Below are 22,691 nucleotides of genomic sequence, written 5' to 3' on the forward strand. Positions count from 1 at the left end.
AAAGCGTCGACAACCGTTCTTCCGAAAGCTCCCCGGTGATTGCCGGATCACAGCCTGGTATTCGTGTTGGACAGTCTAATACTCGTCCTGGACCTTGTCGGAACTCGCCCTAGGTCTTGTCGGGGGCACCCGGCGACCCGCCGTGGTTTCCCTGATTGTCGTCGTTGGCAGTAGCTGCATCATCGGTCGAGGAATCCGAGGAACTCTCGACTCGACCGTAAGGCGACGACACGCCGCTGCCCGATATCGGGTCATCCAACGAAGGAACCGCCTTCCTGCTGGTCAGCGCACTGACCAGCAGGAGGACGGCACCTGCTACACAAATCGCGATACATGCCCACGCCCAGATCAGCGACCCTGTGGTCAGGGCAACGATCAGGAGAGCGAAGCCAACTCCCGCGAGAACCAACGTCACGACCAGCACGTATCAACCTTTGTCCGGTCCGATAGCTGAGCCGACGAGGCGCTCTCGGTCAGCTGTTTCCCTTGGCGAAGGACGGGCTGTAGGAATCCTGTCCACCGTCGACCGGAACGGCCGAGCCACGCTGTTCGAGCTCTTCGAGCTGCGATTCCAGGTAGGACTTCAGGCGCACCCGGTACTCACGTTCGAACGTCTTGAGCTGCTCGATACGGCCCTCGAGGACCGAACGCTGCTGGTTGATGGTCGCCATGATTTCGGTGTGCTTCTTCTCGGCGTCTGCCTTGAGAGCGTCTGCCTTCTCCTGAGCCTGGCGAAGCTGGGTCTCAGAGCGAGTCTGAGCGTCGGTCAGCATTGCCTCCGACTTGTTGCGCGCATCCGCGATCATGCCGTCGGCCTTGCTGCGAGCCTCGCTCATGAGCTGCTCGGAGTTGGTGCGAGCACTGCCGAGCAGCTGCTCGGATTCGGTCTTGGCATCGTTGGTGAGGCGATCCGCCATCTCCTGAGCCAGTCCGAGGACCTTCGCGGCCTGCATGTGGGTGTCGCCACTCTGCGGCGCTGCAACGGCAGCGGCGGCGGGAACCGGAGCTGCAACGGGTGCAGGCTTGGGCGGTTCGACGACCCGAGCGGGCTCCGGCTTGGGCTGCGCTGCGACGGGTGCTGCCTGCTGAGCAGGTGCCGGCGACTTCTTGGCAGCCGCGAGCTCCTGATCCAGCTCACCTACGCGCTGGCGCAGGTCCGCATTCTCTTCGATGAGCTGCGACAGCGCCTGCTCGACGAGGTCGAGGAATGCGTCGACCTCGTCCTCGTTGTAGCCACGCTTGCCGATAGGCGGCTTGCTGAACGCAACGTTGTGCACGTCAGCTGGAGTCAGTTGCGGCATGGAAGGATCCCTTCACGCGTCATTTGGCGGTCTAGCAAGCATTCAGTTGCAACACAGTCTACGTAGTGGCGAACCACCGGATGAGTTATGGCTTCCATTCTGGCATACCACTCACTCGGACTGCGCTCAGCGAACAACCGACATCAGGATGATGACGATGAAAAGCAAGACCATGATGGATAGATCCAAGCGAACTCCACCGAGGTTGATCGGGGGGATCAACCTGCGGAGCAGTTTCACCGGAGGATCGGTGATCGTAAAAATGGTTTCGAGAATGACTGCGACCAATCCGGTCGGTCGCCAATCTCTGGCAAACGAACGAACGAACTCGACGATCACTCTGCCGATCAGCAACAGCCAGAAGACAACCAGCACCAGATAGATCACAGAGAGAAGCGCGTCCACACCCTCACTCTGCCTGACTTCTGCGGTGTGTCCAAAACAGACACACCGCAGCAATTCCGGAACCGGCCCGCATCGAGTCCGTCTTGTAACGGCCGGCGATGGGTCCGAATGCGGCGTCCGCCGAGACGGGCCGCCGTTCGAATGTGCTCACGTCACCCCTGCTCAGGGGCCGGACTGCGGTCGAGACCATCATTTCTGGCTGTAGAAACCCGTCTCCGCGATACGACGGCGTTCCTCAGCGGAAACGTCGATGTCAGCCGGTGAGAGAAGAAACACTTTGGTGGCTACCTTGTCGAAAGAACCACGCAATGCGAACGCCAGGCCGGCCGCGAAATCGACCAGACGCTTCGCGTCGGCGTTGCTCATGTCGACCAGATCCATGATGACGGGGGTGCCGTCGCGGAACCGCTCACCGATGGTGCGGGCCTCTGCGTAGCTCTGCGGACGCAGTGTCGTGATCTTGGCGAGCGGGCCGCCGTCATCGACAACAGGCGCACGTCGCGCTTCGGGACGCTCTGCACGGGCGTCGACCGCGAGGTTTCCACGGCTTGCCGGACGCGGCGCCATCGCCGGGCGGCTACTGCGGCTGGGAACGGTGTCGACGCGGGGCCGGGAATCGTAGCGATCGAACTCCGCGTCCTCTTCGTCACGACGACTGGGCGCGTAGCTCGCCTTCGAGAAGGCAGGTTCGACGAACTCGCGGTCGTCGCGCTCGGCATAGCCGTCGTGACTACGACGGGGTGCGCGGCGAGCCTGATCGGGCTCCTCCACGTATTCGTCCTCGTAGTCATCGAGGGGAACCATGCCGAAGTAAGCCTTGAACTTATGCAGGTTGCTCATTGATCGACCTTCCTTGGCGCGGCGGAATCAATCCGACTGCGACCGGTCGCAGCGGTGTGGACGGGTTGGGCGATCACCTGAGCGATCACCTCGAGATTACTGGTCGTGAGCCGAGCAGTGCGGTTCCGACACGCACGCACGTTGATCCGTGGCGCACTGCGGCCTCCAGATCACCGGTCATGCCAGCCGAGAGTTCGGTTGCCCGGGGATGCGATTCGAGAATCAAAAGATGTGCCCTGCGGAGGATTTCGAACTGCTCGTCCGGATCTGATCCAAGTGGCGGGACGGCCATCAGTCCCGCAAATTCGAGACCTTCGGCTGATTCGATCCGCTCGGCGAGAGGGGTTAGCTCTCCCGTCGGAACTCCGCCACGCGCAGGGTCTCCGTCGAGACTTACCTGGATGAGCACCCGCAGCGGCGCTTTACGCTCCCCGTCGGACAAAGCTCCGAGCGCCGCCCGATCGAGTGCATCGGCCAGTCGTGCACTGTCCACCGAGTGAATTGCGTAGGCCCACTTCGCTACCGAACGCGCTTTGTTGCGCTGCAACTGCCCGATCATGTGCCAGCGAACCGGATCGTCGATCGCGCCGCTCTGTGCAGCGCCGTCGAAGTCCGCGACCTTCTCCACTGCTTCCTGCTCACGAGACTCACCGAATTCACGGCAACCCAGTTCGTACAGGATTCGGGCGTCGGACGCCGGAAAGAATTTGGTAACTGGCAGCAGTGCTACGTCGGAAACTTCACGACCGGCGGCAAGGCAGGCGGCCGCCAGCCGCGCACGCACCGAGTCGAGTGCCGTCGATATTTCTGTCAGCCGCATATCCGTCTGGCGCATTTCTGCCTAGACGGTTTCCTGCGCTGCGGGCGCTTCCATCCAGATCACTGCAGCTTGACGCCCGGTCAGAGATTCTCGGCGATGACTGAACAACGCGCGATCCTCGATCGTGCACCGCGGGTCCTCGGCAACACCGGACACACCCGCGGCGAGCAACTGCTTACGCAGTCCCGCACGCAGATCGAGTCCCGGCGTGCCCTTCTCGGTGCGAGTTGCGCTGCCCGGCAAGTGCTTTTCCACGTCCGCACGCATCGCGGCGGGAACCTCGTACTGGCGTCCGCTCGCTGCCGGGCCGAGGAAGGCACCGATACGTGAGACGTCCGCGCCCTGTCGCACCATCTCCGCGAGGACACGCGGGACGATACCGATGCGGGCACCGATCCGTCCGGCATGAACTGCCGCGATCACACCGGCCTCCTCGTCGGAGAGCAGAACGGGAACACAGTCTGCGCTGAGGGTGGCGAGCGCCAGGCCGGGAACGGTGGTGACCAGAGCGTCCGTCACGGGAATCACTTCGTCGGTCGGTTCCGTCACGACAGTGACGTTGCGCGAGTGGATCTGTTCCATCCACACGAGATGGTCAGGCTCGACGCCTATTTCGCGTGCCAGACGACGGCGATTCGCCTCGACGGCTGCCGGATCGTCTCCGACGTGATCGCCGAGATTGAACGACTCGTACGGCGACGCGGAAACACCACCGGCTCGGCTGGTCACGACGCGGCGAATGCGGGTGCGGATGGTCGACTTCTCGGTACTCAAGATAAGTGTGCTCACAAACGTCGAAAGTTGTCGTCCGGCTCAGACGTGACCGGACATCCAGTCAAGAACAGGGTACCCAGAAATTCCGGGCACCCTGTTCTCGAAACTGTTTGTAGCCCTGCGTCAGCGACGCATGAAGACAGGCACATCGACGTCGTCGTCGCCCTCGTCTTCCTGGACCGGCGCATGGCGTGGGCCACCGATCGGAGGCAAGCTACCCGAACCCGTCGTCTCGCGCGCTGCGGAAATCGGCTGCTCGCCAGCAGGTTCGGCGGCCACCGGTGACCGGCCGACCTCACCCGCGCGCCCGGCGCCGATAGCTCCACGTCCCTGTGCGGTCGACTCCACGGGACGACGAGCCGGAGCTCCTCCGTCGAATCCCGCAGCGATGACCGTCACACGAACCTCGTCACCGAGTGAATCGTCGATGACCGTTCCGAAGATGATGTTGGCGTCGATGTGCGCGGCTTCCTGCACCAGCGAAGCCGCCTCGTTGATCTCGAACAGGCCCAGATCGCTACCGCCGGCGATCGACAGGAGAACGCCGCGGGCGCCTTCCATCGATGCTTCGAGGAGAGGCGAATTGATCGCAGATTCCGCCGCCTTGATCGCGCGTCCCTCACCACGTGAGGATCCGATGCCCATCAACGCACTGCCTGCACCGGACATGACACCCTTGACGTCCGCGAAGTCGACGTTGATCAGACCCGGGGTGGTGATGAGGTCGGTGATGCCCTGGACACCGTTGAGGAGAACCTCGTCGGCGCTGCGGAAGGCGTCCATGAGGCTGACGGCCGCGTCACCCAACTGGAGCAGGCGATCGTTGGGAATGACGATCAGCGTGTCGCAGGACTCACGGAGCGCCTGGATTCCGGTATCCGCCTGTCCCCCACGACGCTTGCCCTCGAAGGAGAACGGCCGAGTCACGACGCCGACGGTGAGTGCGCCCAGCTTCCGGGCGATGCTTGCCACGACAGGGGCACCACCGGTTCCGGTGCCACCACCCTCGCCTGCGGTCACGAACACCATGTCGGCGCCCTTGATGACCTCTTCGATCTCGTCCTTGTGATCTTCGGCTGCCTTGCGACCCACTTCAGGGTCAGCACCGGCGCCGAGGCCACGGGTCAATTCACGACCGACGTCGAGCTTGACGTCGGCGTCACTCATCAGAAGGGCTTGCGCGTCCGTGTTGACCGCGATGAACTCGACTCCCTTGAGTCCCTGTTCGATCATGCGGTTGACTGCGTTCACGCCGCCGCCGCCGATGCCGACGACCTTGATTACGGCGAGGTAGTTGTGCGGGGGCGTCATCGGCTCTCGCCTTCCGTGTCGTGTTTCACGCTGTTTGTCAGTGCTGCTGTCTTTTTACTGCTGCTGTATTTGTAACTGCTGGTGTATTTGTTACTGCTGGTGTTCGAGATAAACTCTAAACCTCAACCACAGGGTTAGAGTTATGTCAAGTATTCGATCTGAAACGAAACGCTATGCACCGTCGTCGCGTTCCGCCATTAGGCGCGCCGAGACACACCGAAGTATTTGCCACGCACCGGCGCACGGGTGCACCGTGCGCTATCGGACCGTCGGAAGATCAGGACTGGACACGTCGTACGTCTGCCCCGGTTGAGTCAACAGAGGAAGCGTCACGGCAGCCTTACGATCCGAGTGCTCGACACCGCCCCAGTTTACGACGCGACCGTCGAGCAGAGTCAGCGTGACACTCGAAATCGACCGAGCGGCAACCTCTCCCACCTGAAATCTCAGATCCGGCGGCAACACCGACAACACCTCGAGCGCGGCAAGCGTCGGCTCGTCGTTCCATCCCGGCGTCGGTGTCACCAGACGCGGAACCCCCGGCGGCGGGACTCCCATCTCGAAGTCGACACCCTTCTCGTCCAGCAGGTGTGCCCCCTCGGGTGAGTCGACGAAGACAACCGGTACCCGTTCGGTGACGGTGACGCGAATGGTCGACGGATACATCCGCTGCACTCGGGCGGAGGCCACCTTCGGAATCGTCGCTACACGTGCGGCGGCGGCGCCGGTGTCGACCCGCATCAACGGCTGACCGGTCGGTACTGCCAGGAGCGAAAGGATCTGTTCCTCACTGACCGTCGTCGCACCGAGAACTTCGGTGCCCCGGACCGAGAGCACCGGAGACAACCAGGCCGTCAGCGCAATTCCCACCACCAGCACGATTGCCAGCGGTGCCACGATCAGCGGTCGCTTGAACCACTTACGAGTCGGCGTGGGTTCGGGAGCCGGCTCCGTCGACCGCGTCGAATATCGCGATTCGGTGCGAGTACTGCGCCGACGCGTACTGGTGGCTCGCCTGGCCTGAGGATCTCGACGCCCGCGACGACTTCGTGCGTCGGGTGTCATCGCGGCGCGGGATGCGGCGCCGAACGCAAAGCATCGAGGATCTGTTTGCCGAGCATGGTCACGTCACCGGCGCCCATCGTGATGACGATGTCGCCGGGGTGAGCCAACGCCGCCACCTGCTTCGGTGCCTGCGACAGATCGGGTTGATAGTGAACAGGTTTGGTGACCGATTGAGCGACAAGCGCACCGCTGACTCCCGGCATCGGCTCTTCGCGAGCACCGTAGACATCAAGAACCACTACCTCGTCGGCCAAGTCCAGTGCCTGCGCGAACTCCACGGCAAATGCCGCTGTGCGCGAATAGAGGTGAGGTTGGAAGACCACGATCACACGTCCGGCTGCCGAATTGGTCGACGACGAATCATCTTCCGGTCGAACCAGATCCGCGGCCGCGCCGAGAACCGCGCGAACTTCGGTCGGATGGTGGGCGTAGTCGTCGAACACCCGGACACCACGCTCGCGGCCGGTGAACTGGAAGCGGCGGTGGACGCCACCGAATCCGGCGAGCCCCTCGACGATCTCCTCGGTCTCGGCGCCCGCATCACGGGCGGCCAGCAGGGCGGCAAGTGCGTTGAGCGCCATGTGCCGACCCGGCACTGCCATCCGCACGGTTCGCGCGGCGCTCTCACCGGCCAGTTGGAACTGCAGGACTCCCCCGACGTCGTGTGCATGGAAGCCCAGTAGTCGGACTCCGACCTCGACGCYGTCGACAGGCTCGAAGGCAGTGCCCGCTTCTACTTCCTGCGCATCCGCTGATCCGTAACCGAGCACACGGATGTCCGAACGACCCGAGGCCACGATTCGCTTCGCGAGATCCGCAGATCCCGGATCGTCGAGGCAAGCAATCAAGAGTCCACCCGGACGTAGCTTGTCGACAAAATCGTCGAACACCTTCACATACGCTTCGACGCTGCCGAAGTAGTCGAGGTGATCGGCCTCGATGTTGGTCACGACGATCACGTTGGGGTCGTACTGAAGCAGCGACCCGTCGCTCTCGTCCGCCTCGGCGACAAAAACGTCACCGCTGCCGTGATGGGCATTCGTGCCCGCCTCGTTGAGTTCGCCGCCAACGGCAAACGAGGGGTCGAAACCGCAGTGCTGCAGGGCGACCACGAGCATCGAGGTCGTCGACGTCTTGCCGTGTGTTCCCGAAACCAGGAACGTGCGATTGCCCTGCATGAGTGATGCAAGGACAGCCGGCCGAAGAATCACCGGGATTCCGCGGCGAGCGGCCTCGACGAGTTCCGGGTTGTCCTTCGGGATAGCTGCGTGCGTCGTGACGACGACGGTCGGTCCACCTGGCAGCAGGTCGAGAGCATCGGCGTCGTGGCCGATCCGGACCTGTGCCCCGCGTGCACGAAGCGCCAGGACTCCTCGGCTCTCCTTGGCGTCCGAACCCGAGACAAGGCCCCCGCGGGAAAGCAGAATTCGAGCGATGCCGGACATACCGGCACCGCCGATTCCGACCATGTGTACTCGCTCGAGGTGGGCGGGCAGCGCGGTCATCGGTTTCCCCTTGCGTTTTCCTGGACGGCGTTTTCCTTTGCCGCGATGTCGAGCACGATCCGTGCGATCTCGGTTGCCGCCGTGCGGTGCCCGACATTGGCAGCGCCACTGCTCATCTTGTCGAGACGCGCGCTGTCGCTCAGCATCGGGACGACGGTGCCGGCGACGAACGTCGGCGTGAGCTCGTTGTCGGAGACGATGATCGCGCCGCCCGCTGCGACAACGGGTTTCGCGTTGAGTTCCTGTTCACCGTTGCCGTGCGGCAACGGAACGTAGACGGCCGGTAGTCCGACCGCCGAGACCTCGGCGACCGTCATCGCGCCCGAACGACAGATCGTCGCGTCGGCTGCGGCATACGCGAGATCCATCCGCGAAAGATAAGGAACAGCCACATACGGTGCCGTCTCCGAGTACTGCGTGACCTCGAGGGAGTTCTTGGGTCCGTGTGCGTGAAGGACCGAGATCCCGGCCTTCGCCAGTTCTTCCGCTGCTCCGGACACCGCGTCGTTGAGCGACTTCGCGCCTTGCGATCCGCCGAAGACGAGCAGAACGGGACCGTCCTGAGGCAGTCCGAAGTACTCGCGAGCTTGCGAGCGGAGTCCCGCTCGATCGAAATTGGCGATCGACGCGCGAACCGGGATGCCGACGATCTCGGCGTCCTGATCGCCGCGGTTCTTCACTCCGGAACCCGGAACAGCGGCAAGCACCCGCGTCGCCAGGCGAGCACCGATCTTGTTCGCGATGCCGGCACTGGCGTTCGCCTCGTGGATGACGATCGGAATCTTGCGGCGGCGCCGAAGAACACCGCCACGTGCGGCAAGATACGCCGGAAGCGCGACGTAACCACCGAAACCGACGATCACGTCGGCGTCGACGGAATCGAGTACCTCACGGGTCTTGCGCACCGAGGCGAGGATGCGTGTCGGCAATTTCACCAGATCCATCGTGGGCTTACGAGGAAGCGGAACCGGCGGAATGAGCTCGAGTGTGTACCCGCGGGCAGGCACCAAGGTGGTTTCGAGACCACGTGCTGTCCCGAGTGCGGTGATCCTGGTGTCGGGCTGAGCGGCCTTGACCGCGTCCGCGACCGCAAGTGCGGGTTCGATGTGACCAGCCGTGCCTCCCCCTGCCACCACTACCGACAGAGCCGATTTGTTGCCGCTCACCTACGAATTCCTCGCTCTCGAACTTCTCGTGGATCTTGTGCCCTACGTGTCGGCGCCTGCCGACGCTGACCATTCTGCCCTCCCGCGGTGCGCTTCCGTGACCCAGCGGCCGCACCTCGGTTGGAATCCGAGGAAGGGCGAGCGCCTTGATCTGCCCGCTTGCGTCGATCGCCCGTCTCGATCGCGCGCCGGCCGTCGCGTCCGCGTGCCGGTTCGATCTGTCGTGCGGGCTTCGGTCGACGGATAGGCCGGCCCCCTGACGGCGGGTGGTACAGCACCGGCTTGGGCAGTCTGAGCAACTTCGAGATCTTGCCGTCCTGCCCGGAGTTCAGAGCGGCAACTGCTTCTGGCTCGTGGCGCGCTGCATTGGCGATGACCCCGAACATGAACAGCGTGATCGCCAAGGACGAACCACCGGCGGAGACCAAGGGCAACTGGAGTCCGGTCACCGGCAGCAGTCCGATGACGTAACCGATGTTGATCATCGCCTGGCCGACGATCCAGGTAGTTGCGGTGGCCGACAGGAGCCGCCAGAACGGATCGATGCTGCGGGCTGCGATCCGCAATCCCGTGTACACGAATACAGCGAACAAACCGATCACCACAGCGCAGCCGACAAATCCCAGCTCTTCGCCGATGATCGCGAAGATGAAGTCGTTGTGCGCGTTCGGTAGGTAGTTCCATTTGGCGACGCTCTGCCCGAGTCCGCGACCGAAAACGCCGCCGTCTGCGAGCGAATACAAGGCCTGCTTGGCCTGATAGTTGTTGCCCTGCAGGTCATCACTCTTGTTGAAGAAGGCCTGGACTCGGTCGGATCGATACCCGGCCGTCATGGCCAGGACAGCGGCGCCGACAACGCCTGTCAGCGCTATCGAGCCGAAGAGTTTCAGTGGAAGCCCGCCGAACCACAGCAGGGCCCCGACGATGATTCCCAGTGCGATGGTCGTACTGAGGTTCGGCTGCGCGACGACCAAGGCGAAGACCAGCATCGCAGCGGGCACGAGCGGAATCAGGATCGACTTCACGGATCGGTCGTCCGGACGTCTCGAGGCCAACAGATGCGCGCCCCAGATCGCCAAGGCGACCTTCATGATTTCCGATGGTTGCACCGAGAATCCACCGACGTTGAACCAGCGACGCGCACCCTGCGCTTCGGTGCCGATTCCCGGAATCAGAACGAGTACCAGCATGATCAGCACGACGACGAACAGCGGAAACGAATACTGCCGGAGCACTCTCGCCGGGATCCGCAGCGCGACGTAGAAGAGCACCGCCCCGAGAATCGCGAAGATCAACTGCTGGGTGAACAACGAATATGCCGAGCCACCGGACACGTACTGCTCGACGCTCGACGCAGACAGAACCATCACGAGCCCCAAGACAGTCAACATCGTGGCAATCGTCACCACCAGGTGGAACGACGCCAACGGCCGCGCCAACCAGGCACCGATTCGGGTCTTGGGACCCTTGGTCATAGCAAGTTCCCGGCTTGGCCAGGCAAATCCGTGAACGGATCGGGTAATGCGGCTACGGCGGCGGCGAAACTGTCACCACGGTGTCCGTAGCTGGCGAACATGTCCAAGGACGCGGCGGCCGGGGCAAGTACAACTGCATCACCGGGGGACGCCAACTCGGCAGCTTCGACGACCACTGCGGCCATGACGGCATCCGCGTCGGCACCCGACGGCAGCCGGATGGTGAGAGTCGAGTTGCTGCTGTTTTCGCTCACCGCTTCATCGTCCCCCGACAGCACGTGCACCACGGGAACATCGGGCGCGTGTCGCGCCAGCGCGTCCTCGATCACACCGGCGTCACGGCCGAGAAGAACGGCGCCGGACAGTCTCGGTCCCACTTCGCTCACCAACTGCTCGACGCTTGCGCCCTTGAGCAGACCGCCTGCAACCCAGACGACGCGGTCGTGCGCGAGTATCGACGGCCTGGCTGCGTGCGGATTGGTGGCCTTGGAATCGTCGATGTACACAACGGACCCGACACGACCGACCAGGGCCCCTCGGTGTGGGCCGACCTTGTGTGCGGCCAGACCGCGTTCGACGACGTCGGCCTCGAATCCGAGTGCCCGCGCCAAAGCGGCAGCGGCCAGCGCGTCCATGACGCCTGCCGGGCCGGCCGGATCTATGGAAGCTGCTTCGGCCAAGCGGACGTGATCGCCGAAAGCGTTGTCCACGAGGTGTCCCGCTTCGACACCCAGTTCTCCTTCGCCCGGTTCACCCAATCTGAACCCGGTGACAATGTCTGCAGTTGCGCGAGTTCCCAGTTCGGAAGCGATTGCGTCATCGAGGCCGACCACCGCGACCTTTCCACTCAGCGCCCGCGACTTTGCCTCGGCGTACGCGCTCATTCCGCCGTGCCAGTCGAGGTGATCCTCGGCGACATTGAGGACGACGCCGGCATCCGGACGCACCGAAGGCGCCCAGTGCAATTGGAAAGACGACAGTTCGACAGCGAGGTACTCCACGCGCGGCGACGTCTCGGCGAGTGCGTCGAGTATCGGAAGCCCGATGTTCCCGCAGGCTCGGCCGACAACTCCGGCGGCGTCGAGAATCGACGCCAGCATCGACGTCGTCGTGGTCTTGCCGTTCGTCCCCGTCACGACGAGCCACTTACGGGGACCGCCGAAGTGCCCGCTGTGGTCGACGCGCCACGAGAACTCGACGTCTCCCCAGATGGGAATCCCGTGACCGGCGGCCGCTGCAAGGATCGGTGCATCGGGCCGAAAGCCCGGACTGGTGACGACGAGCCCGTACTCGGTGATCGAATCCGGAGCATCCTCGATCGAGGTGGTGGTCACCATGTCCGCGCCGMGCTCGGCGCAGCGCTCCGCAAAGTCCAAGGTCGAATCGGCGACCGTCACGACAGCACCAAGAGCGACGAGAGGTTCGATGGTCGCTTGACCGGACACCCGCCCTCCGGCGACCAGCACTCGCGTACCGCGGAGCCAGGACAGGTCGTTCTCGGAATCCGCTGAGCTGGTCATGGTTTTCAGCCTCCGAGCGCTGCGAGGTATTCGCTGTAGAAGAGTGCCAATCCGATAGCCGACGCAATAGCCGCCAGCAACCAGAATCTGATGATGACCGTGGTTTCAGCCCACCCGGCGAGTTCGAAGTGGTGATGGAACGGCGCCATTCGGAAGACCCGCCGTCGGCTGGACCGGAACACCGCTACCTGGATCACCACCGACGCGGCCTCCGCGACGAACAGTGCACCGATGACCACCATCAACAGTTCCGTGCTTGTGGTGATCGACAATCCGGCGAGCATGCCGCCGAGGGCAAGAGAACCGGTGTCGCCCATGAAGATCTTGGCGGGTGCGGCATTCCACCAGAGGAAACCGATGCACGCGCCGGCGCCGGCCGCGCAGAGCACCGCGAGATCGAGCGGGTCTCGGACGTCGTAGCAACCCTTACCGGGATTCGTCTCGCACGAGTAGCGGAACTGCCAGAACGTGATGATGACGTAGGCGCCGAGAACGAAACTCATCGCTCCGGCGGCCAGTCCATCGAGGCCGTCCGTCAGGTTGACGGCATTGGACCAGGCGCTGACCAGTAGGTAGCAAAAGGCGATGAAGACCACGGAACCGAGTGAGACGGTGGCGATGTCGCGGACGTACGACAAATGAACACTGCCCGGAGTCAGCCCGTCGTCACCGCGGAACTGCAGGGCCAAGATTCCGAAGGCAATGGCAGCGACGAACTGGCCGACCAGCTTCGCGGTCTTGTTCAGTCCCAGATTGCGCTGCTTGCGGATCTTGATGAAGTCGTCGAGGAAACCGACTCCACCGAGCGCGGTGGTCAGACCGAGAACGAGTAGGCCGGACGCCGATGGCCCCTCCGCGTTGTCCATTCCGAGACCGATGAGGTGTGAGCCGAGATAGCCGGCCCAGATTCCGGTCAGGATCGCGACGCCGCCCATCGTGGGAGTGCCTCGCTTGGCCTGGTGACTGGCTGGACCTTCGGTTCGGATCTCCTGCCCGAAACCTTGTTTCGAGAACGCCTTGATCAGGATCGGCGTGAGCATGATGGAGACCGCCAGCGCGATGCCTGCGGCGAGAAGAATCTGGATCACTGCGAATCCCCGCCGTTCTCGCCATCGGTGTTCGCGTCACCGGTGTTGTCGCTGGACGTTGCGGCCAGAATCGCTTCGGCGACCGTCCACAGTTCAACCGACTTGGATGCCTTCACCAGGACGAGATCGCCCGGTTCGAGTTCCGCTTCGAGAATGGCGATTGCCGCAGCTGCGTCTGGCACGACGACGGACTCGTCACCCCACGACCCCTCCATCACCGCACCTTGATGCATCGCACGCGAGGTGCGGCCCGTTCCGACGACGATCAACTTGCTGACATCTAGTCTGACGGCCAGGCGACCGATCGCGTCATGCTCGACGACCGATTCCGGCCCGAGTTCACCCATCTCACCGAGCACAGCCCAGCTACGGCGCCCGAAGTGCCGATCCGATCGCGCCATGGACACCAACGCTTTGAGCGCAGCGCGCATGGAATCGGGATTTGCGTTGTAACTGTCGTTGACGACGGTGACGCCGTCGGCGCGCTCGGTGACTTCCATCCGCCTCGCGGACGCTGCCTTCGTGCCCTCGAGGACACGCGCGATGTCTGCAACCGCGAGGCCGTTCTCGAGTGCGACGGCCGCAGCGGCAAGAGCGTTGCTCACGTGATGTTCGCCGTGAACGGCCAGGCGAATACGCGCAGAACCCTGTGAACAGTTCAGCGTGAAGGAAGCCCGGGCCTGGTCGTCGACAACAACGTCGGTCGCCCGAACGTCGCAGTCTTCGGACTGACCGACGAATACGATCCGGGCCTTGGTTCGACTCGCCATTGCGGCGACCATGCGGTCGTCGGCGTTGAGGACCGCAACTCCACCGTCGGCTGCCGACGGGAGTGCTTCCACCAGTTCACCTTTGGCGACCGCGATCGCTTCACGCGAACCGAATTCACCGAGATGGGCGGTGCCGACATTGAGAACGACGCCGATCTTCGGCGGCGCGATCTTGGTCAGTTCGCCGACGTGACCGACCCCACGGGCCGACATCTCGAGGACCAGGAAGCGGGTCTTCTCGTCGGCGCGGAGCACAGTCCACGGCAAACCCAGTTCGTTGTTGAACGAGCCTGGTGGGGCGACCACCTCACCGCGCTCGCGAAGCAGCGCCGCAATCAGGTCCTTGGTCGAGGTCTTGCCTGCCGAACCAGTGACACCGACCAGCGTCAGCCCGCCCCCCGAAGCCGACCCCTCTGCTGCCAGTTCGTCGACCACGGCCCTGGCCAGGAGGCCGAGGGCATGCAAGACGGCAGCCCCGGATCCGTCTGTGTCATGTTCGAGCAACATCACAGCGCTCGGACCGTCGTTCGGTACCGACGGGACAACTATCGCCGGAACCCCGACCGGCCGCGCTGCTAGCACCGCCACCGCACCGGCGGCCACCGCCGCTTCCGCATGGTCGTGACCGTCGACGCGTGCGCCGGGGAGTGCGAGAAACAGTCCACCTGGACCAGCCTTGCGCGAATCGAATTCGACGGTTCCTGTCACCTGAGTCGACGGATCGTCGACGTCATGCAGGGTTCCTCCGACGATCTCGGCGATCCGAGAGAGCGTCATCGGGATCATTGCTTGCCTCCATGTGCTGTGTTGATCGCGAATCGGCCGATCATTTCGCCCAACACCTCGCGGTCGTCGAATGGGTGTTTGACCCCGTCGATTTCTTGACCCACTTCGTGGCCTTTGCCTGCCACCAGTACTACGTCGCCTGGCTGCGCCCACCGGACTGCTTGCTCGATCGCGAGCGCCCGGTCCCCCACTTCGCGAATCTCGCCGCGTTCGGATTCGGGAACGTCGATGGCGCCTTGCATAACCGAAGCGCGAATTTTCGCGGGATCCTCGGTGCGCGGGTTGTCGTCGGTGACGATCAGCAGGTCTGCGCCCCTCGCACCAGCTTCGCCCATGAGGGTGCGTTTGCCGGCGTCGCGGTCACCGCCCGCACCGACGACCACAGCCACTCGGCCGGGAACCTGATTGCGCAGGGTGGCGATCACGGCTTCGAGCGCTGCCGGTTTGTGGGCGTAGTCGACGACTGCCAGGAAGCTCTGCCCACGGTCGATCCGCTGGACCCGTCCGGGGACATCCACCGTTCCGAGTGCTCGAACAGCAGCGTCCGGATCGAGTCCGGCCGCGAAGCTGACAGTCAGTGCCAAGGCTGCGTTGGCCACGTTGTATCGACCGGGGAGGCGAAGCGAGACGGGCCACGATTGTCCGTCCGGTCCGACCAACTCGAAGGTCTGCGAGCCGTCCTCGGCAACCTGGACGGCGCCGACCTTCCACTCGGCCTCGGCCGTCGAGGTCGAGACCGTGGTCACCGCATCGCTCTCGTCGGTCGCGGCCAACTCAGCCATCCGTCGACCCCATACGTCGTCGACGCAGACGACGGCATGCTCGGCTCGCACCGTCGACTCGGGATCGAACAGTCGAGCCTTGGCCTGGAAGTACTCCTCGAAGTCCCGATGGAAATCCAGGTGGTCCTGCGAAAGATTGGTGAACGCGCCGATGTCGAAGCGGATGCCGTCGACGCGTCCGAGAGCCAGCGCGTGACTGGACACCTCCATGACAACGGTATCGATCCCCTGCTCTGCCATCACGGCGAAAAGAGCATGGAGTTGCGGAGCTTCCGGCGTGGTCAGAGCGCTGGGTACTCGGCGGCCGTCGATCCGAGTCTCGATGGTGCCAACCAGACCGGGCTTGCGGCCGGCTCCGGCAATCGCCGCTTCGAGCAAGTACGACGTCGTCGTCTTGCCGGATGTGCCGGTAATGCCGACGACCTGCATCTTCTCCGATGGCCGGCCGTAGATCTCCGCTGAGATCTCACCGAGCACATCCCGCGGGTTCGGATGAACGAGAACCGGGACGGACCGGTCGGGCGCCTTGCCGGCGGCCTCGATCAATTCGAGACCGGCCTCGTCGGTCAAGATCGCGGTCGCACCGCGCCCCAGAGCGTCGACGGCGAACTGAGCGCCGTGCGTCCTGGCACCGGGCAGAGCGGCGAAGAGGTCATCGGCCACGATTCCCTGCGCACGCAGGTCGACGCCCTTGACGACGACCTCCGACGACTGTGATCCCGGTTGCCCGACCCATTCGAGGCGAGCTCCGGACAATTCGGAGAGCGCCGTGATCGCGGTAGCAACCGGTTGTGTCGGACGCGTCCCGGGAGCGCCGTCCGAGTTCGACGATTGCAAACGATTCGGCACTGTCACTCGACTCCTGGCAATTGTCGTTGTTCTATCGCGGTCGTTGTTCTGTGGCGGTCGCAGCGCAAGCAAAGTTCGGCGTACTGCGATGAATGAGGTTACTGCGACGTTTGAGATTACCGTGTCCGGGATTCACCCGAAGACCCTGTCGAAACCGACACACCGCAATCAGTCCGCCTGCAACACCAACTTGCGACCGGGGTCCGGCGACATCGGAACGCTGTCACGCTGCAGCATCCACGACGCGATGTTGTGGAACAACGGTGCTGCCGATTGACCGCCGCCGCCGTCCACACCGCGAACCGGTGCGTCGAGCATGATTCCGATCACGAATCGGGGGTTGTCCGCGGGCGCGATCCCCGCGAAGGTGATCCAGTAGTTGGAGTTGGAGTAGCACTTGCACGCGGGATCCACTTGCTGCGCGGTGCCGGTCTTTCCGCTGACCTGGTATCCCTCGACGCCCGCGGCAACACCGGTTCCTCGTTGGTTGCCGGTGTCTTCCTGAGTGACCGATCGGAACATGTCCCGAACCGTCGACGCTGTCTGGGCGCTGACCACCTCGACACCCTCGGGCTGCGGCGTCTCGGTCCGAGTGCCGGAAGAATCGACAGTCGACTTCACGATTCGCGGAGGAATTCGCACACCGTCGTTGGCAATGGCCTGGTACATCCCGGTCATCTGCAAGGTTGTCATCGAAAGACCCTGCCCGATCGGCAAGTTCGCGAAGGTTCCGCCGGACCACTGATCGCGACTCGGGACGCTGCCGGCGCTCTCGCCGGGAAGTCCGACGTCTGTGCGTTGTCCGAGGCCGAACCTGTTCAGCATGTCTGCGTAGCGATCCTCGCCCACTCGCTGAGCGAGCATCAAGGTGCCGACGTTCGAGGACTTTCCGAACACACCGGTAGAGGTATACGGGGCCACACCGTGATCCCACGCATCCTTGACTGTGGCACCGGACATCGTGATGCTGCCCGGGACTTGCAGAACTTCGTCCGGAGTTGTCTTACCGTCCTCGATGGCCGCTGCTGCGGTGACGATCTTGTTCACCGATCCGGGCTCGAACGGCGTGCTGACCGACGGATTGCCCATTTCGGCTGTCGGCGCGTTCTTGTCGATGCCGATCGCGGGGTTGAAGGTGCTGTCGTTGGACATGGCCAACACCTGTCCCGTCTTGGAGTCCATGACCACAACCGAAGCGTTCTTGGCGCCCGACTTGTCCTTGGCGATCTGGACCTGCTGCTGAACGTAGAACTGGAGGTCCGAATCGATGGTCAGCTCGACACCCGAACCGTTGACGGCCGGTTGCTTGTCACGCCAGCTACCAGGGATCACAGCGCCGTCGGAACCGCGGTCGTACGTTTCGGATCCATCGGTTCCGGCGAGCGTGGAGTCCATCGAATCTTCGAGGCCGAGCAAACCGTGCCCGTCCCAGCCGGTCGCGCCGACGAGATTCGCCGCCAGAGAGCCACCGGGGTACTCGCGGATGTCCTGTCGCTCGAGGCCGACCTCCCGGAACTTGTCCGAGATCTCGGCAGCAACCGCCGGATCCACGCTGCGAGCGAGGTACGTGAAAGTCTCGTTGCTGTTCATCTTCTGAAGCAGATCTTTTTCCGGAACGGTATCGCCGAGCTTGGCGTGGATTCCGGCGGCGATCTCGGCGAGGCGATCGCTGACTTCCGGCGCCTGCTTGTCACCCTCGGCGCCCTGCTCGATGCTCTTCGCGCGCGCTTCCTCGAGTTCCTTGCGTACTCGCACCGGCTGGAAAGTCAGCGCCTTGGCTTCCATGGTGAACGCGAGGGGGTTTCCGTTGCGATCGGTTATCGAGCCGCGTACGGCCGGATCGACCTGCGTCGTGGTTCGTTGATTCGCAGATTCCGCAGCCAGGCTCGGCGCATCGATTCCCTGAATCCACAAGAGCTGCAATGCCGCAACGGCGAGCGCACCACACATGGTGATACGACCGACTCGCTGACGAAACGGAAATGAGGCAGTGGCCGAGCGGCGCGGACGCCGACCGGGGTTGTTACGGGAGTTCTGACTCACCGACGTTCCTCAGGCGGAGCAGGCACCGCCGTCGTGGTGGCGGGTGCTGTCGTCGTGGGGATCACAGGAACCAATTGTTCACTCTGCGCGAGGTTTCGCGTGTTATTCGGAACGCTCGGCGTGACTCCAGGAACAACCGGCGTTGTGGTGCGCGGCGGTGTCGCGGTCGGTGCGGGCACCGATGTGGGCGCATCGAGCGGCGGCATCGCGCCGGCAGTCGCGGGAGTCGGCGTTCCGACGACCTCGACCGAACCATCCGGATGAACTACCAGACGTGCAGGGTCCTTGGCGGGGACCATGCCGAGAGCGCTTGCCTGATTTGCCAACTCCGGAGCCGAGTTACGCGACTGGAAGTCACGTTCGAGCGCTGCTTTCTGCTCGACCAAAGACTGGTTGTATGCACGTGCATCACTGAGTTGGTACGAATCCTCGGCAGCGCGAGTGGTCAGCAGCAGAGTCACCGCGAGACCGATGGACAGAAGTCCGATAACGGAGGCCACGAACGGTACCCGCCCCTTGAGCATCGCCCGAGGAGAGATCGACGGGCCGGCAGCAGCGGCAGTTCCGGTCCGGCCTGCCGCCCGTGCGGTGCGCTTGTCGTATGCGCGTTGCGCTGCACCGGATTTGCCCTGACGACTCATGCCCGCCTCCTGGAAATGCGTTCTGCGGCACGCAAACGCACCGGAGCTGATCGTGGGTTCTCTTCGATTTCCTGCTCAGACGCACGTTCTGCGCCACGGGTGAGAATGCGGAACTCCGGCCCCATACCCGGCAACTCGACCGGTAGACCTTCGGGACTGGAGGACTTCGAGCGGGGAACCAACTCCGCCTTCACAACTCGATCCTCGAGCGACTGGTAGGACATGAACACCACTCGCCCACCGACTGCCAGTGCATCGAGCCCGGCAGGAACGGCCGCGCGAAGCGAATCCAACTCGGCATTGACTTCGATCCGCAGCGCTTGGAAGGTGCGCTTGGCCGGGTGTCCACCCGTACGCCGCGTGGCCGCCGGGATTGTTCGGTACAGCAACTCGACCAGAGCTGCACTGGTGGTGAATGGTTCACGCTCACGCTGCCGAAGGATCTCGGACGCAATCTTTCCGGCGAACCGCTCTTCGCCGTACGTGCTCAGAATGCGAGCAAGGTCGCCGTGACTGTAGGTGTTCAGGACCTCTGCCGCGGTCAGCCCGACCGTCTGATCCATCCGCATGTCGAGAGGGGCGTCGATCGAGTACGCAAAACCTCGGTCGGCTTCGTCCAACTGCATCGACGACACACCCAGATCGAAGAGGATCGCGTGAACCGACTCCGTCGACGGCAGACCTGCCTGTTCGAGCGCGTCTTCGATCCCGTCATACGTGGTGTGCACGAACGTGGTTCGGTCCGCGAATGGCGCCAGACGCTCGGAAGCGATGCGGAGTGCGTTGGTGTCGCGATCGAGACCGATGAGGTGAAGGCCCGGGTACTTGCCGAGGAAGAATTCGGAGTGGCCTCCGAGCCCCAACGTCGCATCGATCATGTATGCGCCTTCGCCACCGTCACCGACGGCGGTGATGGCAGGGCCGAGAAGATCGTCGGCACGATGCAGAAGTACGGGGACGTGCGCGAAGCCATCGGCATCCGAGGGTTCGTTCACCTCGTGATCCACCATGATTGCTCCGGCTCCTACTTTCATGATTTCCGATGACTTTTCGAAAAGGTGCTGACTTTCCGAGAAGGCGATGACTGTTCGAGAAGGCGAATGCTTCGAGGTCCCTGCCCGAAGGAGAACCTGGCGCTGGGGAAGTGCGTCAGGGTCTTTCCGGGCAGAGGCCTCGCGGCATTCGCCGGGGGCTCTTCGCCTAGACGATCTCGCTGAGAGATTCGCCTGTTGCCTGCGAATAGTCCTCTTCGTTGTCTCCGAGATACCTCTCCCAGGCTGCTAGATCCCAGATCTCGAGGTAATCGACGGAGCCGGTCACTACGCATTCCTTGGACAGGTTTGCGTAACGCCGATGATCAGCCGAGAGGGTGATTCGCCCCTGGGCATCGGCGTGCTGTTCATCTGTACCGGCGGCCAGGGCACGTACATACGCCCGAGCTGCCGGATCATTGCGTGGAGCTGCCGCTGCCTTTCGAGCAAGCTTGACGAACTCGTCCCGGGGGTAGATGGCGAGGCTGTGATCTTGACTCTTGGTGATCATCAATCCTCCTGCCAGTTCGTCTCGGAACTTTGCCGGCAACGTGAGCCGACCTTTGTCGTCGAGCTTCGGCGTGAAGGTACCGAGGAACACTCGACACCTCCTGCGAGCTTGCGCTGAAACCCTCCCTATCGAGCGGATCGTGCTTCAGCTCTCCGCCCGAACCCACAGTACCCCACTTTCCCCCACAAACAAGGAGCACATGGTCCCTATTCAGCATCATTTGCTGACAAATAGCAGGTCAGAGCAGGTGGGGATACGTGGGGGAAATTTGCAACCGTGTCCCGGCCCACACCGCCGTCATATCGACCCTTCACGCCACGATTTGTCGCTCCCCCAAGCAAAATCGCAGTACAAGCGCGGTTTTTGAATAGACGTGAGCGGGACGAGGTCTGGTCGTGCGTTGCAGTTCGACCAGGGTGGAGGAAAGTGGAGGGGCGAGTGGAGCGAAGTGGAGGAAGCCCGCGGGCTTGCCTAGGGGCGACCGTGGGTGGCGAGTGATTCGCTCGCGCGTCACTGATTCACTTCGATGGATTGCCGGCACACATGTACAACACCCACACCAACGACGTGTGGTCGTCCGTGCCCTACAGAGGGCGTCATGTCCGAACTGCACCACTCTCGAAGTACGCCCGAAGAAGGGCGGGAGAGCTAGTCCTGCTCGAACCTGCGTTTGAATCGATCTTCCATCCGCGACGAGAATCCGCCGCCGGACTTGCGGCCGCGTCCCCGCCCGGATCCACCGGCACTACCCCTACCCGGCGGACCGGAGGGATGATTGCCACCTTCGGAAGCGGGTTCGGCTGCTGCTGCGGACTTGCGTCCACCACCCCAGAGGAACAAGACCCCTGCGCCGAACATGAACAAGAAACCGAACAGGCTGATGATCGGAAAACCGCCCGGCTTGAGCGGGAGGGCAACCCCCGCGATCAGCAGGACCAGACCCAGCACGAATAGAGCCGCTGCTTGGAACCGCCGTCTACTCGACGGCGCCCGCATACGGCCGCCCCTCACATTGGAGGCGAACTTGGGGTCTTCGGCATAGAGAGCGCTCTCGATCTGATCGAGCATGCGCTGCTCGTGCTCGGAGAGTGGCACGGTACCTCCCCCGGCACTGGAAGTTTGGCAACCACCCCACGGTGTGGGGCGGCGGGTAATCAAGTTGGACGATTACCTGTTTTCATAATACGAGCAGTTTAGGTCTCGGACCACCAACTCCGGGTACGAGTTCCGCCACAAGCGTACGTATTCGTGCCGAAGGGCCCCGATTCGGCTCCATTTGCCTGTGCGGACCAGGAAATTCCCCGGAAACAACTGCCAACACGGACCATTTGTTCACGACGCTCGCAAATGCTCGGACGCGTCCTGACCGATGAAATCTTCGACCGCCGTGAGAAAACGACCGACCTCGGCGAAGAATGCATCGGAATCGGAGTCCGTGATCACGATCGACACACCGGTTTCCACGGCCGCACGCGCAGCGGACCACCCCGCGAAGAACTTCGACCACGCTCCGAACGCGGGCGCTGCGGCGTCCATCAGAACCCACGCGTTTCCACTTCGCTTGCGCTTCGATCCGGCACCGGCAGGAGCTGCGGCCAACACTGCCCCGGCACCACGTAGTGCTGCCAGATAGGCACACCGGAACCGGTCGGCAGGATCGCCCGCCCCAATCGCTTCCTCGAGAAGCGCATCCGCCTTCCTGAGGAGCCCCCACGCCACACCGGACTTTCCCACTTGCGCAGTGCGGTGGCTGGCGTCCGTCGCACCGAAGGACCGTCTCGCCGATATCGGCAATCGCGAGATTGCGGCATCCGACGGGCTCGACAACTCGGCCGGAAGAGTTCGTTGGCACTTCACACGATCAGGCTTTACATGCTCGGACATCGGGGCACCTCCTGCACCGTAAGGATCCAAGGCCAGGTGGGCCGGAGATGCCCGCTTCCCTTCGGGCATCTCCGGATCACCCACATCGAACATCTGTTCGACCTATTCAATATAACTGCACCCA

General features: G+C 63.2%; 20 protein-coding genes and 1 pseudogene. All 21 read right to left on the reverse strand.

The features are described from left to right. Positions 1 to 238: 238 nt before the first annotated feature. Positions 239 to 424: pseudogene (locus AC1DVN_RS09055) on the reverse strand (hypothetical protein); the annotation flags it as partial. Between the two features lie 49 nt (positions 425 to 473). Further along, positions 474 to 1,301: a DivIVA-like cell division protein Wag31 gene (gene wag31 / locus AC1DVN_RS09060; RefSeq protein ID WP_003941722.1), complete on the reverse strand. Its 828-nt coding sequence runs from the start codon at positions 1,299 to 1,301 to the stop codon at positions 474 to 476. Between the two features lie 126 nt (positions 1,302 to 1,427). Beyond that, positions 1,428 to 1,706, reverse strand: coding sequence for a YggT family protein (locus AC1DVN_RS09065; protein WP_003941780.1), 279 nt, complete (start codon positions 1,704 to 1,706; stop codon positions 1,428 to 1,430). A 189-nt stretch (positions 1,707 to 1,895) separates the two neighbouring features. Then, positions 1,896 to 2,546, reverse strand: a complete 651-nt coding sequence (locus AC1DVN_RS09070) for a cell division protein SepF (protein WP_003941752.1) — start codon at positions 2,544 to 2,546, stop codon at positions 1,896 to 1,898. Between the two features lie 85 nt (positions 2,547 to 2,631). Continuing rightward, a complete protein-coding gene (locus AC1DVN_RS09075) occupies positions 2,632 to 3,381 on the reverse strand; it encodes a YggS family pyridoxal phosphate-dependent enzyme (RefSeq protein WP_019748868.1) in 750 nt (249 codons plus the stop codon). A 6-nt stretch (positions 3,382 to 3,387) separates the two neighbouring features. Then, positions 3,388 to 4,155, reverse strand: coding sequence for a peptidoglycan editing factor PgeF (pgeF, locus tag AC1DVN_RS09080; protein WP_051296029.1), 768 nt, complete (start codon positions 4,153 to 4,155; stop codon positions 3,388 to 3,390). Between the two features lie 108 nt (positions 4,156 to 4,263). After that, on the reverse strand, positions 4,264 to 5,451 hold the full coding sequence (ftsZ, locus tag AC1DVN_RS09085) for a cell division protein FtsZ (RefSeq protein ID WP_003941788.1): 1,188 nt from the start codon (positions 5,449 to 5,451) through the stop codon (positions 4,264 to 4,266). Between the two features lie 258 nt (positions 5,452 to 5,709). Then, positions 5,710 to 6,516, reverse strand: a complete 807-nt coding sequence (locus AC1DVN_RS09090) for a cell division protein FtsQ/DivIB (protein WP_019748870.1) — start codon at positions 6,514 to 6,516, stop codon at positions 5,710 to 5,712. Next, a complete protein-coding gene (gene murC / locus AC1DVN_RS09095) occupies positions 6,513 to 8,021 on the reverse strand; it encodes a UDP-N-acetylmuramate--L-alanine ligase (RefSeq protein ID WP_477993731.1) in 1,509 nt (502 codons plus the stop codon). The genes AC1DVN_RS09090 and murC overlap by 4 nt, the downstream gene beginning before the upstream one ends. Further along, the gene (gene murG, locus AC1DVN_RS09100; protein ID WP_019748872.1) at positions 8,018 to 9,187 is read right to left on the reverse strand and encodes an undecaprenyldiphospho-muramoylpentapeptide beta-N-acetylglucosaminyltransferase; all 1,170 of its coding nucleotides are present in this window, start codon (positions 9,185 to 9,187) and stop codon (positions 8,018 to 8,020) included. The genes murC and murG overlap by 4 nt, the downstream gene beginning before the upstream one ends. Further along, positions 9,184 to 10,662: a putative lipid II flippase FtsW gene (gene ftsW / locus AC1DVN_RS09105; RefSeq protein ID WP_019748873.1), complete on the reverse strand. Its 1,479-nt coding sequence runs from the start codon at positions 10,660 to 10,662 to the stop codon at positions 9,184 to 9,186. Before ftsW ends, murG begins: the two co-directional genes overlap by 4 nt. Next, the gene (gene murD, locus AC1DVN_RS09110; RefSeq protein WP_477993732.1) at positions 10,659 to 12,182 is read right to left on the reverse strand and encodes a UDP-N-acetylmuramoyl-L-alanine--D-glutamate ligase; all 1,524 of its coding nucleotides are present in this window, start codon (positions 12,180 to 12,182) and stop codon (positions 10,659 to 10,661) included. The genes ftsW and murD overlap by 4 nt, the downstream gene beginning before the upstream one ends. Before the next feature lie 5 nt (positions 12,183 to 12,187). Beyond that, positions 12,188 to 13,270, reverse strand: a complete 1,083-nt coding sequence (gene mraY, locus AC1DVN_RS09115) for a phospho-N-acetylmuramoyl-pentapeptide-transferase (RefSeq protein ID WP_003941699.1) — start codon at positions 13,268 to 13,270, stop codon at positions 12,188 to 12,190. After that, complete coding sequence (locus AC1DVN_RS09120; protein WP_021344562.1) at positions 13,267 to 14,826, reverse strand: UDP-N-acetylmuramoyl-tripeptide--D-alanyl-D-alanine ligase; 1,560 nt, start codon at positions 14,824 to 14,826, stop codon at positions 13,267 to 13,269. The genes mraY and AC1DVN_RS09120 overlap by 4 nt, the downstream gene beginning before the upstream one ends. Next, entirely contained in the window at positions 14,823 to 16,457 is a 1,635-nt protein-coding gene (locus AC1DVN_RS09125; RefSeq protein WP_021344563.1) for a UDP-N-acetylmuramoyl-L-alanyl-D-glutamate--2,6-diaminopimelate ligase, read from the reverse strand. Before AC1DVN_RS09125 ends, AC1DVN_RS09120 begins: the two co-directional genes overlap by 4 nt. Positions 16,458 to 16,625: 168 nt before the next feature. Then, positions 16,626 to 18,500, reverse strand: a complete 1,875-nt coding sequence (locus AC1DVN_RS09130; protein WP_020908076.1) for a peptidoglycan D,D-transpeptidase FtsI family protein — start codon at positions 18,498 to 18,500, stop codon at positions 16,626 to 16,628. Beyond that, the gene (ftsL, locus tag AC1DVN_RS09135; RefSeq protein ID WP_477993733.1) at positions 18,497 to 19,141 is read right to left on the reverse strand and encodes a cell division protein FtsL; all 645 of its coding nucleotides are present in this window, start codon (positions 19,139 to 19,141) and stop codon (positions 18,497 to 18,499) included. Before ftsL ends, AC1DVN_RS09130 begins: the two co-directional genes overlap by 4 nt. Further along, complete coding sequence (gene rsmH, locus AC1DVN_RS09140; protein ID WP_097388180.1) at positions 19,138 to 20,151, reverse strand: 16S rRNA (cytosine(1402)-N(4))-methyltransferase RsmH; 1,014 nt, start codon at positions 20,149 to 20,151, stop codon at positions 19,138 to 19,140. Before rsmH ends, ftsL begins: the two co-directional genes overlap by 4 nt. A gap of 190 nt (positions 20,152 to 20,341) precedes the next feature. After that, the gene (mraZ, locus tag AC1DVN_RS09145; RefSeq protein WP_003941779.1) at positions 20,342 to 20,773 is read right to left on the reverse strand and encodes a division/cell wall cluster transcriptional repressor MraZ; all 432 of its coding nucleotides are present in this window, start codon (positions 20,771 to 20,773) and stop codon (positions 20,342 to 20,344) included. A 558-nt stretch (positions 20,774 to 21,331) separates the two neighbouring features. Beyond that, positions 21,332 to 21,778: a DUF3040 domain-containing protein gene (locus AC1DVN_RS09150; protein ID WP_019748880.1), complete on the reverse strand. Its 447-nt coding sequence runs from the start codon at positions 21,776 to 21,778 to the stop codon at positions 21,332 to 21,334. Between the two features lie 237 nt (positions 21,779 to 22,015). Next, positions 22,016 to 22,567, reverse strand: a complete 552-nt coding sequence (locus AC1DVN_RS09155) for an SAV_6107 family HEPN domain-containing protein (RefSeq protein WP_020908080.1) — start codon at positions 22,565 to 22,567, stop codon at positions 22,016 to 22,018. Between the last annotated feature and the right edge of the window lie 124 nt (positions 22,568 to 22,691).

The sequence above is a fragment of the Rhodococcus sp. P4_E4 genome, from assembly GCF_056401575.1.

Bases quoted from the DNA above. Each gene is read 5' to 3' on its own strand.
- wag31 (WP_003941722.1), bottom strand. From the start codon at position 1,301: ATGCCGCAACTGACTCCAGCTGACGTGCACAACGTTGCGTTCAGCAAG.
- AC1DVN_RS09070 (WP_003941752.1), bottom strand. From the start codon at position 2,546: ATGAGCAACCTGCATAAGTTCAAGGCTTACTTCGGCATGGTTCCCCTC.
- AC1DVN_RS09075 (WP_019748868.1), bottom strand. From the start codon at position 3,381: ATGCGCCAGACGGATATGCGGCTGACAGAAATATCGACGGCACTCGAC.
- ftsZ (WP_003941788.1), bottom strand. From the start codon at position 5,451: ATGACGCCCCCGCACAACTACCTCGCCGTAATCAAGGTCGTCGGCATC.
- AC1DVN_RS09090 (WP_019748870.1), bottom strand. From the start codon at position 6,516: ATGACACCCGACGCACGAAGTCGTCGCGGGCGTCGAGATCCTCAGGCC.
- ftsW (WP_019748873.1), bottom strand. From the start codon at position 10,662: ATGACCAAGGGTCCCAAGACCCGAATCGGTGCCTGGTTGGCGCGGCCG.
- AC1DVN_RS09120 (WP_021344562.1), bottom strand. From the start codon at position 14,826: ATGATCCCGATGACGCTCTCTCGGATCGCCGAGATCGTCGGAGGAACC.
- ftsL (WP_477993733.1), bottom strand. From the start codon at position 19,141: ATGAGTCGTCAGGGCAAATCCGGTGCAGCGCAACGCGCATACGACAAG.
- rsmH (WP_097388180.1), bottom strand. From the start codon at position 20,151: ATGGTGGATCACGAGGTGAACGAACCCTCGGATGCCGATGGCTTCGCG.
- AC1DVN_RS09155 (WP_020908080.1), bottom strand. From the start codon at position 22,567: ATGTCCGAGCATGTAAAGCCTGATCGTGTGAAGTGCCAACGAACTCTT.